The sequence below is a fragment of the Flavobacteriales bacterium genome, from assembly GCA_021739695.1.
Taxonomy (GTDB): Bacteria; Bacteroidota; Bacteroidia; order UBA10329; family UBA10329; genus UBA10329.
This window is the reverse complement of sequence record JAIPBM010000001.1, coordinates 284,910-298,116: the sequence shown is the minus strand read 5'-3', so window position 1 is coordinate 298,116 and position 13,207 is coordinate 284,910. Positions and strand designations below refer to the sequence as shown.

The following is a 13,207-nucleotide window of genomic DNA, read 5'->3' as shown; positions in this document are numbered from 1 at the left end:
AGAAAGAAATGGACAAGACCACTTAACGGATGGAACCTTACAATGTCACAGATGATGATCATATTTGAAAACCGATTGACACAACCCTGAAGGTTGGCCGCGGCCAACCTTCAGGGTTGACACAGTTCGTTGAACAGACTCAAGATAGCCAAGGATGACATGCCTGAAAAATTGCCCATAAAGCGCGGAAGAGACACGCACCTGCGTGGCGCCCTCATACAGCTAGAGGTGGGCGAGGGATTGTTTCTGCCTAAGGAAGAATGGAAACGCAAGAGCAGTCCGGCCTTTGTGCTGGCCCGCCTAAAGAAATCGCTTGGTCTGCAATTTGAATACGGCCTAAAGACCGATGGTTCGGGGTGGATGTTCAGGCGGGTGAAGTGATCACCACCTCACGGCCACTTTACCCATTGATTTTCGGCCTTCCACAAACTCGTGGGCCTCTGCTAATTGATCAGCTGGGAATTCGGCACCTACTACGGGTTTGATCTCGCCTTTTTTCCAAAGATCGACCACCGCTTTCATGGTGCGGGCCAATACTTCGGGGCGGTCGTCTGCCACGTGCAGCATGTTCACTCCGATCATGGCTTTGGAGCTCATCAGCAATTGAATAGGACTGAAGAGCCCGAAGTTGGCAGCCAGTTTCAGTGCGTTGATGGCGGCCAGTCCGCCAGCCACTTGCTCCGAAGCGCCAAAACCGATGATCCTGCCGCCTTTTCCTAAGCTTTTGAATCCATCCGAAAAACTCTTTCCGCCCAAGGAATCGAACACCACATCCAAACCTCTGGTCCCCAATTTCTCTTTGATGACCTTGGCAAAATCGTGTGTTCGGTAGTTGATGGCCACATCAACCCCTTGCTTGCGGATGTAATCCAGTTTTTCTTCCGAACCTGCCGTTCCGTAAATGGTGCAGCCTTTCCGTTTCAGCAATTGCACCAAGGCCGTGCCCACGCCACCTGCTGCGGCCTGCACCAACACGTGGTCTTCCGGAAAAATGGAAACGCGCTCCTCGGCACAATGGTAGGCCGTGCAATACTGAACCGCCAGCGCCAATGCTTCGCCCAAGGGAATATCTTCTGGAATGGGCTGAACCGCCCGTTCATCGGCCAACACATGGGTAGAATATCCGCCAAAACGGGAGAAGGCCACCACGCGCGTTCCCGCAGGAATGGTTTCGCCACCGATCACCGATGCATCCATTGTTCTACCAACCGACTCATAACCCACCACGCAAGGCGTTGGTGGTGCATCCTGATACAGGCCTTTTCGGGCCATGATGTCGGCAAAGTTGATTCCGAAACCCTCTACCTCAACACGGATGTGGCCCGCTTTTGCCGCAGGGATTTCTGATTCTCGAAGCTGAAACGATTCTTTGGCAGAACCATGTTTAACGATGTAATACGAGCGCTGTTTTTCCATGAGACCAAGTTAATGGTCTCTTCGTTGCGTAGGCTATACTTGTTCGCCCTTCATCATTTTGTTCCAATACAGGTACGGAAGCATGTATTTCTTCAGCATCCACAAGCGCCAATGTTCCTTATCGGAATTGAAGACAAGCATTTGTTTCAATTTTGGGTCGGGTGTAAAATTGCTTGCATAATCGAATTCGGCCAGCACCATTTTACCGTAGCCCGTTACCAAAGGGCACGAAGAGTAACCGTTGTAGGTCTTATCGCTGATGGCCTTGTTCTGCAATACGCGCTGAATGTTCTCCACTACCACAGGCACCTGTTTGCGAATGGCGGCACCGGTCTTTGCGGTAGGCAATGCGGCCACATCACCAAGGCCGAAAATGTTGGGGAAGTACTTATGTTGCATGGTGCCGGTGTCCACATTCAACCAACCGGCTTCGTTTACAAGCGTTGACTCCTTGACGAATTTCGGTGCTGTTTGTGGCGGTGCAATATGTAGTAGGTCGAATGGCATTTTAATGGTGGAATCGCCTTCTAGACGTTCTTCCAGATCGTTGGTCTCGTTGATCACACACATGTTCTGATCGGGAGCAACGTATTTGAAGGTAACGACCTTGTTCACGCTATCGATCTTCACGGGCGCGTAGTGCGTCTTCAGGTGAATGTCGTAGCGGTTGATCACCTCCATCAGCGTATGCGCAATGGGTTTTACACCGAAGATCACCGAACCGGGTGTGGCAAATACCACATTGGTCTTATCCTTCAGGCCATTTTTCTGAAAGTAATCTGCCGCCAGATAAGCGATCTTCTGTGGCGCACCACCGCACTTAATAGGCGTGGTAGGTTGGGTGAACACCGCATTTCCACCTTTGAAATTCTTGATCTGCCGCCACACTTCCTCTGGGTCGGTGTAGTTGGAAACCGCGGTCTTGTTGGCCAATGCCTCGGGTAATCCTTCAATCAGTTCGGGAGCCATTACCAGGCCGGGCGCCACCACCAATACATCGTAGGTGTATTCTCCCTTTCCGGTGGTAACGGTGTTGCTTTCGGGTTTAAAACCAGTGGCGTATTCCTTTAGCCATGTAACGCCCTTGGGCATCACAGACGACATTGGTCGGGCCGTTTTATTGAAATCAAAAGTTCCTGCTCCCACCAAGGTCCAAGCAGGCTGATAATAATGTGTGGTGGCTGGCTCAATAATGGCAATGTCCATCGCGTTGTGCTTCTTCAATAATTGGGCTGCCACCATTATTCCTGCGGTGCCGCCTCCAATTATGAGTACTTGATGATGATTTTTCATGATTGGTTCTGTTGATGTAATTCTAAAGGTTCCACATGTTTTCCGAACCCATGGTGACATCGGTTACAGTTGCGTTTTGTTGGTATTTGGATGAGACAATTGTAGCCATGACCAATTTGCTTTCTTTTGTGGCCATGAGGCTGTTTTGGTTCACGTTTTTTCTGGTCATATCCCAATGTGCTGATGCGCAGCAGCTCATCAAAGGCTTTGTGCGAGACAGCCTTACGAATGAGCCTTTGGTGTTTGCGCATGTGGTGCTCAATGATGGTCCGCGCGGCACCACCACCGACCTCAACGGTTTCTTTAAAGTGGAGGCAAGGGTTCCTGTTTCGCATGTGCGCATCAAATACATCGGGTATCAAACACGCAGTTTTCCGGTTTCCAATGTGGCCGATTCCTTGGTTTTCAAGCTTCCGCGATCGAACACACAGCTGGCGGAGGTAACCATTCTGCCTGGAGAGAATCCGGCCGATCGCATTATCAAAAATGTGGTCAAGAACCGCAAGGAGAACGACCCTGCCAATCTGCCGTTTTTCTCTTACAAGGCATACGAGAAAACGATCTTCACTCTGGACGAAGACACGGCCATTACCAACAAGCGCTCGGCAGAAGACACCATGCTGGTGGCCATTCGCAACCTCTTGCAAAAGCAGCACATCATGATGTCGGAAAATGTGTACGAACGCAAGTTCCGCAACGGCAAATTCACCGATAATGTGGAAGCCACGCGCTTTTCGGGCATGAAGAATCCGCAGTTTGCCATGCTGGCCAGTCAGATGCAATCGTTCTCCTTCTACAAAGATTATTTCTCCTTGGGGCAGCAGGCCTTTCTCGGCCCTATCAGCCCAAACAGTTGGAACAACTATTTCTTCAATATTGAAGACACGCTGATGGTGGATCAGGACACTGTCATCATCATCAGTTATCAACCTAAAAAAGGAAAGAAGTTCGATGCCTTGCAAGGGCAATTGCACATCAACATGACCGATATGGCTTTGATGAACGCATCGGCCAATGTGGTAGATGGCCAAGGCATGGAGATCAAGATCCAGCACAAATACGAGAAGTTGGAGGACAGGACATGGTTTCCCACACAGCTCAATACCGATTTTAAAATGATGGGTCTGAACCTGGGCGGGTTCAACATCAAAGGAATTGGCACCACCTACAATCGGGAAGTGAATCTGGATGAGAAGGTGCGCGCCACCGACATCAGTTCAAACACTTTGGAACTCGATTCCAAAGCGCACAAGAAAGACTCTGCCTATTGGAATGCCGAGCGAGAAGCCCCGCTAACCGATAAGGAGCTTCGAACTTACCATGTAATAGATAGTTTGGGCAAGGAACTGAAGTTGGAAAAGCGCATCAAACTGTTGATTGCGGCAGCAACAGGGCGCTTCCCCATTGGGCCAATAGAACTCGATCTGGATAAGATCATCGATTTCAATGATTACGAAGGTTTCCGTTTGGGCGTAGGCATGCACACCGCTCCCGATCTCATCAAGTGGGCCAATTTTGGCGCGTATGTGGCCTATGGTTTCAAGGATAAGGAAGTGAAATATGGAGGCGATGCCGCGTTTACGCTTCACAGGAATTTGGGACTGCAATTGCTTGGAGCCTATTACCACGATGTGAGCGAAATTGGGGCACAGGAGTTTTTGGTGAGCGATAATCTGTCGCTGGGCGAGATGTACCGCGACCTGACCGTGCAACGCATGGACCTGATGAACGGCTGGAATGCAGGTGTGCGTATAAATCCCTTGCGAGGCTGGCATTTTGAGGCGCAATTCAGGCATCAGGACGCAGAAAGCAAACACGATTATCGCTACGTGCCCGAGGCTACCACCGATAGCATAAACAAGTATCAGTTTGCAGAGATCCGTGCAGGATTCCGTTTTGCACCTTTCGAAAAGAAAATGCGCTTGGGCAATCGCGAAATCATTCAAGACAAAGGAGCCCTTATCCTTTGGGCAACCGTAACCAAAGGCCTGAAAGGAATCCTATCGTCCGATTATGATTATTGGAAGGCCGATCTGAGGCTGCAGGGCAAATTCCGCATCCGAAAATTCGGGATGGAGCATTGGCAATTGAGTGCCGGTTGGACATCGACCCCCGTTCCATATCTGAAAATGTATACGCCTCGCGCCAACTTTCAGGACATTACGGTGTTCTCTCCCAATTCATTTGAAACCATGCGCCCCAACGAATTCCTCAATCAGATTCAGATCGCCTTGCATCAGCGCCACAATTTCGGTTCGCTGAAAACCGGCATCAAATGGATGCGCCCGGAGTTTCATTGGGTCAATAGTTTCGGCATCGGATGGCTCACCAAACCGCAATTGCACACAGGGCTTACCATTGAAGACATGCACAACGGATACCTGGAAACAGGCTTGGTGATAGAGGACATTATCAAGGTCAATTTGATCGGAATCGGTGGCGGTATTTTTTATCGTTACGGAGCATACGCGTTTTCCGACCAATTTGACAATCTTGCGTTCAAAATCAGCATGAAGCTCGGGCTCTGATGTTACCCCTCGGCACTATTGGAATGAAAGTGAAACCGCCAAAGAATGGCGGCAGGCGTTTGGTCATAACCGACATTCACGGTTGTGCCAATACCTTCATCAGTTTGCTCGAAAAAGTGCAACTCAATCACGATGATCAACTCTTTCTGCTGGGCGATTTCATCAATCGCGGTCCGCGCAGCAAAGAAGTGATCGATCATGTGCTCAGGTTGGAAGACGAAGGCTACAACGTTTATCCATTGATGGGAAACCACGAGGAAACGGTGCTTCACATCATCCAAAACCAACCGGAAGAATTGCGGATGCTGCTCAAATCGCGCAACTCGCTCAATCTGCTGAATAAAGAGCAGCTAATCCGCAAACGGATTTTTCGCTTTCTACGCAGGCTTCCTTATTACTATGAGTTGGATGGGTTTTACCTCGTTCACGCAGGACTCAATGTTCAAATAGAGAAGCCGCTTACCGATCTGCATGCCATGGTTTGGATTCGGAATTTCAAGGTTGAGCAGAAACTCAATGGCAAGACCATTTTTTTCGGTCACACGCCCACCAAGATATCCAAGATCAAAACGGCCATCGAAACAGACGCTCCATTTATCTGCCTAGATAATGGGTGTTCGCACACCTATTTGGGTAAGGATTATGGCCGATTGCTCTGCTACGACCTGGACAGTCGGAAGCTGTACAAGCAACGGAACATAGATTGACTGCTACATGAAGGTGAAGCCGAAGCTTAGCAGAAAGCGATGGTATTTCTCGTTCATGGCTGCATTCACCAACGGAGTTCCATTCTCATCCATAATGGTCTGCTCTATGCGGTTTCCTGCATTGACGAACTGATAGCCAAGCGAAGTGTTGAGCAAGGCATGACCGCCCAGTTTGAAAGAGATACCAAGCGCTGGTTCAAGAAAAAAGCCATCCCATTTGTACCAGTCGGGGTCTAATGCTTGATCTACCTGGTCCAATGTTGCAAAGTGATAACCGCCTTTGAAATCGGCAAATGGCCTAACACGGCCGTTGGCAAAATTGAGTCGGCACTGTCCGAATATGTCAATCTGGTGCTCCTGCTGGTTGTGGCTGTCCTTTGGCTGAAAGGTGTAAGCAGCTCCTGGGCCTAAGTAGAGAATATCGCCAACCAACATACCGAAGGAAGAAGCGAGTCTTGGCGCAGGCATCTTGTGCCCTGCCACATCTACTTCTGTTTCGCCTTCAGAGAAGGAGGTTATCTGAGTGGTTTCGCCCATTTGAAACCCAACTGAGGCTTCGGTAATGTTGCTGAAGCGAACGATCTTCGATTTCTTTTCCTTGTCTTGAGCGGTTGCTGAAAAACAAATGAAACCAGTAACTGCTAATGTGATGATTGACCTTTTCATATCGTGTCAATTAAGTGTTTGCGCCACAAAAACGAATTTGCGCAGTACGATATTATGGAAAAGGAAAAGGTCAAAATGCAGAATGGGGATAGCATTATCCCCATTCCGTTGTTCAAAACGTGCCCGAAGTGGGAGTCGAACCCACACGCCTTACGGCACACGCACCTGAAACGTGCGCGTCTACCAATTCCGCCATCCGGGCATGCCGCAAAGGTAATTCAGTCAATAATATGAAGAGCAGAAATTAATCGTCAACGAATTACTTGGATGTAGCCTTTCTTGGTGCCGTACTCTCCCGAAACATCCAAGTAGTTTCCTACAAAATAGTAGGTGCCATCTGAAACATTCAGCCTGGTATCCTGCGTGGTTCCATCCCAAGCACCATCAAGTGTCCGCCATTCGTAAATGAGCTTTCCAAATCGAGAGAAGATTTTGACGTGAACCTCTACCAAGCCTTCGGCTTCCAATTTGAACACGTCATTGTAACCATCACCGTTTGGAGTAATAATATTGGACGTGATCAAATTACACGTCACCGTTTCGACAATGGTCGTGTCCGAATTCCAACAACCGAATTCGTTAGTAACGGTTACCCAGTAAATGCCAGAATCTGATACGGAGATGATTTCGCCCGTTTCATTGGTTGACCAAAGGACCTGATCATATGAGTGATCTAATATCAAGTCAAGAATATCTCCGAAGCAGATGACCGTATCGGGAATCAGTTCAACATCAGGAACAGGAGCAATGGCAATTTCGATAGAACTCGTATCCGAAGAACAACTATTTTGTTCAATACGGAGCGAATAAGTTCCTTGCTCATTTGCTTCTATAGGGTCGAACACAAGAATCGTTTCTGTGGAACTGAACCCGTTTGGGCCAATCCAAAAATGGTCTAGGCTGGTAGAATCCGAAGCGTAAACGAGAACCGTGTCCTCTGGACATCCGTTGCCTACTATGATAAGATTTGGGTCGTCCGGCAGCGGAAGAACATTGATCTCCAAAAAGGCCGATTGAACCGTGCAGCCATCAATTTCCAAGATGGCGTAAGCACCTCCTGCAGGGTTTCCATCCGAAACATTGTTTATCTGCAATTGTCCGTTGGAGGCTACGCCTAATGTATCTGAGAATTCATCGAAGAACACAATGATTCCTAAGTTCGAAGGAGAAACACTCAGTTGAAGTTGTTCCCCTTCGCAAAGCGAGGTGTCTCCAGAAATTTCCAACGTTCCAGGAACTTGAGTTGCGGATATTTGCCAATTCATGGGAGGAGAAAGACATCCTACAGAATCGGCAAAAAGAAAAATATAGGCTGTGTCAGATGCTATGATGTCCGATTCAAATGGACTTGTTATCACACTTTGATTCTGCCCATCGTCAAGCAGCAGTATATTGATCGAATTCACGTTAAGTATAGCGGTTTCTCCTTGGCAGATTGTATCATGCGGCAACGCTAGTGCTGATGGTGGCGCTTGAAACTGAACATGCACTGTATCTGTGTTCAGTCCGCAACCGTTCGTGTCGACCACAGAAGCCCAGACTTCGGAATTCTCTAGGATCAGAATTGAATCTAACGGTGATTGGTAAGGAAGCCATGATAATTCAGAGAAAGAACCGGGTAGAACCAGCCAAACAGAATCGCCAAGACAGTTGAGCGAATCGCCCATCGAAAACACAATGGAAAAATCGGAAGCAGTGACCAATTGGACATATTCACTTACTGTTTGGACGCCACAAACCGGATGTTCCGCAAAAAGCGTGTAGATACCCGAATCGGGTGCCGATAGACCCAATTCCGTTCCATTTACGAATGTTGAATCGGGCAATAGCCACGAGTAACTGAGCGTTTGAGATGAATCGGTACTTAATTGCAACAAGTCTCCAGGACAAAGCGTGGTTGAACCTAAAATCAATGGCGGTGCAACTCCTTGGAAAAGATTGATTGAGGCCGTGTCCAATACGCTGAAACACGCGCCATTGAAATGCGCAGCATAATACGAGAAGCTTGCTGTTACCGAATCGGTGGTGATGGACGAAAAGATTCCAAGTGAATCCATTTGTTGAGTGAACCAATAGACGGGTTGGCCGCTGCTTTGAACATAGGAAATGGCTGTTCCCCCAAGACAAATGGTGGTGTCTGACAATGTTGGCGGTTCAGGCGCAGGAAGCACCTCCACATACAGGGTATCGGAATGACCGATACACCCGTCAAAATTCTCTGCGGTCAGAAAATACATGCCCGATTGGGTGATCTCAATCTCCACATCTTGTGACCCAGTGTTCCACTCATAGGAATAGTAACCCGAAGGGGCGTGCACTTCCAATAATTCGCTTGCACAGATAGTGTCGTATCCAGCAATGTTCAGATTGACTTCTGGAGAAACATCAATTACGGTGATTCCCAGTGTATCAGTGATACCACAGAAAGAGGCCGTTACTTCATAATATCCGGCCTGATAGATATCCTGTTCTGTTAGACCGTCAACCAATGGTGAGGGCCAATCCAAAATTGAGCCTTCATTTGCAAATACGGTCAGTGTAACGGTTCCGCCTTCGCAAATGGTCTGTTGCGGTTCAGCCGAGATGTATGGAGTGTTGAACCCGCGCACCTCAACTTCGTTTGAAATCAGAAAGCAACCACCTGTGTTTACCATTTCACAGAAATAGAAACCAGGAGTATTTGCCCAAATGGTCTGGACGGAACCCACAACGGCATTATTGGGGCCTATCCATTGATAATTGCTGCCAGGAGGTGCGGTCATCTGCACAGAATCATTGGGACAGATCACTCCGTTTGACGGAACCATAGTAATGTCTGGGGCCTCCAAATTGCGGATGCGGAAGGTATCGGATTCGCTACAAGTGCTTCCAGAAGGAGTGAGCACAGAAGTTGTCCATTCATAGGTGCCAGCACTGTTTACCGTAATCGAGTTCAATGTATCTGGGCTAATGATGGCCGGACCCGTCCAATGGTAAAAGGCACCTCCGTTAACGCCAATTTGTAGTGTATCCCCCGGACAGATGCGATGATTGCCATATTCCTGCGTGTTGAAATTTGTCACGTCCAGATAGAACTCATGATGAAGGATGTAGGTGGAGGTGTCGCCATTGCAATGGTCGGTCAGCTCAACGTCAAGTATGACCCAAGTTGATTCCGTGGCTTCAAATGAATTTCCCATCATCCAAGTGTCAAGGTCTCCTGTTTCATTTTCGTACCAGTCGAAATAAGTCATTGAAGAAGGGATGTCGGGAAAACTAATACTCCAATCAGAGGAAAAATACGGCATGGACAGTCCTACTGTTTGATAGTGGGAACTATCGATGACCAAGTATTGGATCATGTCTCCGGAACAAGCGATGAGCGTATCTGTCTGTGAGAGATCATAAGTTGAAGTCCCCACCAGAATGTGAGGGTCGAGCGTATCTTCATTTGCCCAATCGTCAATGTGAACAAGAACATCCGTTGCTGTTTCGCACCCTGCGGGAGATTGATGATGTGCCGTGTACAATCCGGACGTGGTAATCGTTGTGTCTAAAAAAGGATGTTGAATAAGGCTAGAAGACCAAGACCAGCCATAAAGATTATTGATCGTATCGATTCCGCTCATGCTCAGATGAACGCTATCTGGGTAACAAACGAAAATTCGATCAGGCGAAGCTGCTTCCGTGTTCACTACAACATCGTCAGAGATCAATGGTGCATTTGGGATGTCATGAACGATAACCACAACAGAATCTGAATTTGAATAGCAATTGTCATCTCTGCTCACTTGAAGCCAATATGTGCCCGATCCAAGTCCGCCAATGGCTGTGGCTGTGCTACCAGTTGACCAGAGGAAATTGTAAGTAGGACCAATAAACCCGTTCGAACCTGTAACAGATTCATATTCAAGACCAACAAGTTCGCAGCTTTGAATCGTGTCGGGACAGGTGCCATTGATGCATGGCGTCAGAAAATCGCGGTCACAGTTGGTGCCGTTCCTGCTGAAATAGTCGTAGGGTTGTCTACTCAGATCTACTGGTTTGGCGATTAGTATGTCCTGTTGGCCAGTGCTTTCGATGGTAGCGAAAGAACCATAATGCGTGTCTGTACAATAGTTCATAGAAGGGCTGTTAGGTAAAAACAGCGGCTGATCTGTTGTCCAACCTGTTGACAAGAAGCTGCCGCTATTAGGCGCATGGAAGTACTTGGAAAATGCTCCAACAACAATTGGCTGCGTTCCTTGAATTACCATATCCCAAGCCACATCATCTCCGGGTCCACCGAACTGCCGTTCCCAATTTCGTGTTCCGGTTGAAGAATATTGCGTCACGAAAACGTCTCTGCGGTCGGCCGAATAGAACACGCCATCACCATATTGTTGGGAATATTCATCCATCCGACATTTGAAATAGCCAGTGATGTAAGCATTTCCACTGGCATCGACATCAACCGCGCGCGAACTTACTTGGGTGTCAGAACCATCGTTTTCAAGCCATAGCACATCCCCTTGTGTGTTCATCTTCGTCAGAAATAACTTGCTCAGATAGGGTGAGTTTGTGGTGGTCAGTGGGGTTGTGAAAATGGCAAGTTGTCCCGTGAAATCTCCAGTTATGTACATCAGTGAATCCTGATAGAACACGATATCGTAAGGAATGCACATGCTCGCACTCATTTTTCGCATCCACATCTCATCACCATCGGAATCGAACATCATCACAAAACCCGAGTTGTAAACTTGGTTGGGATAAATGTTGGTTAGGGTGAGCGTGTCGGAGAACTGACCTATCAGCGCAATCTCGTTGTTGCTGTTTACCGCCAGGCCCGTTCCACGGTCGTCATGGTTCGCTTGCCCGTTTTTTGACCAAAGGACATTCCCTGATGCATCGTATTTCACCACAAAGATGTCGTAGGAGGGCTCGTTGTCTTCAGGATCAATGACCGAATTGTAGGTATTTGAACCAACCGTGATCGTTCCTTTGAAGTTTCCGGTAATGATGGCGTTTCCTGCCTGATCGACCGCCAGGTCATAAACAAAGTCGTGATCAAAACCTCCAAAGGTCTTTATCCAAAGGAGGTTTCCCGTTGGGTCGAGTTTGGCGAGGAATACATCCTGCGAACCACTGTTTGAGTTAAGGGTTGTTCCATCCACTGTCATCGTGCCAGAGAAATAACCTGACACGAAAATGTTACCACTCGCGTCAATGTCGTTGGCGTAGGCAGCATCACTCCCCGTTCCACCGAACTGCTTTACCCAACTTATTTCACCCTGCGGATTGGTTTGTGCAACGAAGGCATCAATTTCACCAAGAGAGTTCAATACGGTTCCATTAAAGTCAGTGCTGTAAGAGAAAAACCCAGAAACGAGGAACCCTCCTTGACCGTTAGAAGTTATGTCCAATGCCTCGTCATTTCCGGCACCTCCGGTTCCTTTTAGCCAATTCTGACCAAGGACATTCAAGAAGATAAATAACAGGGGAATGATTAGTAAAGTGCGTTTCATTTCAGTTGGTTTAACACAAATTACCTCAATCCCACAACATGATGCAAACAAAACTTTGGGCTTTTCTTACATCTCTAACAGCCAAAAAATGTAAGAACATCGGATTAAATTGAAGGAATTGTTAAAACTCGAATTTGCCATTAACAAGACCTTTGTTCGTTAAAGAGATAATCTACCTTTGCCGCGCATTTAGCAGCTATTAAACATGAAAAAACTTGTACTTCTATCTTTCGCTTTAATCGGATCATTTGGTGTTCAGGCACAGGACTGTTCTGAACTTTTCATTTCAGAATATGTAGTAGGATCTGGTAACAACCGAGCATTAGAGCTTTATAATCCAACTAACGCTCCGATTGATCTGAGCGAATACAGCGTAGGTCGTTTCCGTGATGGATCAGGCACACCAATGCTTGTTGCACTTGCTGGTACTATTCCTTCTCATGGCACCTATGTGATTGTGGTTGATAAACGAAATGCTAGTGGAACTGGGTTGGAAGAGCCAGTTGATATGGCGTTGCAAGCAGTTGCTGATACATTCGTTAATCCTACATATGTTCAATCAAACTCTCCTTTTTATTTCAATGGTGATGATGCGGTGCCGTTGATCAAAGGAGGTGGAAATAACCTTTTGGATATCATTGGAAAGATCGGAGAAGACCCAGGAACAGCATGGAGCGATGCCAACGGAACATGGTGGACAACTGACAAGACACTTATCAGAAAACCGTCAGTTCTTAAAGGTGATACGGACGGATTGAATGATTTTCTTCCTGAAGTGGAATGGGACAGCCTTCCAGAAAACACATTTACCGAATTGGGATGGCACACCTGTGATTGCTTCGGACTTGGAGTGAATGACGGCCAAGTAAGCAAATTCAACATGTTCCCAAACCCTGCGGTAGACAAGCATTTGATGGTGTCTGCTTCTCAGGACCTTTCTAGCATCCAAGTATTCAACATCCTTGGTCAAGAAGCTGCAAAATTCAACTTTGACAAAGCTCCTACAAACAAGCATCAGCTTAAATTGGAACACCTCACAACAGGGATCTACATCGTTCGTGTGGCTCTGAAAAATGGAGATGTGCTGTCGCGCAAAGTAATGCTCGGTAAGTAA

Annotated in this window: 8 protein-coding genes and 1 tRNA gene; 4 read left to right on the top strand and 5 right to left on the bottom strand. The window is 47.5% G+C overall.

The window, feature by feature from the left end:
- Positions 1–129: 129 nt before the first annotated feature.
- Positions 130–381 (top strand): hypothetical protein, encoded by a 252-nt coding sequence (locus K9J17_01260; protein ID MCF8275333.1) that lies wholly within the window; start codon positions 130–132, stop codon positions 379–381.
- Here the strand turns inward: K9J17_01260 and K9J17_01255 are convergent, their stop codons facing one another.
- Both K9J17_01255 and K9J17_01250 read right to left on the bottom strand, forming a co-directional pair.
- On the bottom strand, positions 382–1,416 hold the full coding sequence (locus tag K9J17_01255; protein MCF8275332.1) for a zinc-binding dehydrogenase: 1,035 nt from the start codon (positions 1,414–1,416) through the stop codon (positions 382–384).
- A 33-nt stretch (positions 1,417–1,449) separates the two neighbouring features.
- Positions 1,450–2,709 carry an NAD(P)/FAD-dependent oxidoreductase gene (locus K9J17_01250; protein ID MCF8275331.1) on the bottom strand — a complete coding sequence of 420 codons (1,260 nt, stop codon included), beginning with the start codon at positions 2,707–2,709 and terminating at the stop codon, positions 1,450–1,452.
- Positions 2,710–2,759: 50 nt separating this feature from the next.
- Here K9J17_01250 and K9J17_01245 point away from each other — a divergent pair, with 50 nt between their 5' ends.
- Both K9J17_01245 and K9J17_01240 read left to right on the top strand, forming a co-directional pair.
- Positions 2,760–5,237, top strand: a complete 2,478-nt coding sequence (locus K9J17_01245; protein MCF8275330.1) for a DUF5686 and carboxypeptidase regulatory-like domain-containing protein — start codon at positions 2,760–2,762, stop codon at positions 5,235–5,237.
- Complete coding sequence (locus tag K9J17_01240) at positions 5,237–5,944, top strand: serine/threonine protein phosphatase (protein ID MCF8275329.1); 708 nt, start codon at positions 5,237–5,239, stop codon at positions 5,942–5,944. Before K9J17_01245 ends, K9J17_01240 begins: the two co-directional genes overlap by 1 nt.
- A gap of 3 nt (positions 5,945–5,947) precedes the next feature.
- Here the strand turns inward: K9J17_01240 and K9J17_01235 are convergent, their stop codons facing one another.
- From K9J17_01235 to K9J17_01225, 3 genes are all read right to left on the bottom strand, one after another.
- Entirely contained in the window at positions 5,948–6,610 is a 663-nt protein-coding gene (locus K9J17_01235; GenBank protein ID MCF8275328.1) for a hypothetical protein, read from the bottom strand.
- Between the two features lie 120 nt (positions 6,611–6,730).
- Positions 6,731–6,812: transfer RNA gene (locus K9J17_01230), tRNA-Leu, on the bottom strand.
- 49 nt (positions 6,813–6,861) lie between these two features.
- Positions 6,862–12,093, bottom strand: coding sequence for a gliding motility-associated C-terminal domain-containing protein (locus tag K9J17_01225; GenBank protein ID MCF8275327.1), 5,232 nt, complete (start codon positions 12,091–12,093; stop codon positions 6,862–6,864).
- A 205-nt stretch (positions 12,094–12,298) separates the two neighbouring features.
- Between K9J17_01225 and K9J17_01220 the strand changes: the two genes are divergently transcribed.
- Entirely contained in the window at positions 12,299–13,207 is a 909-nt protein-coding gene (locus K9J17_01220; protein ID MCF8275326.1) for a lamin tail domain-containing protein, read from the top strand.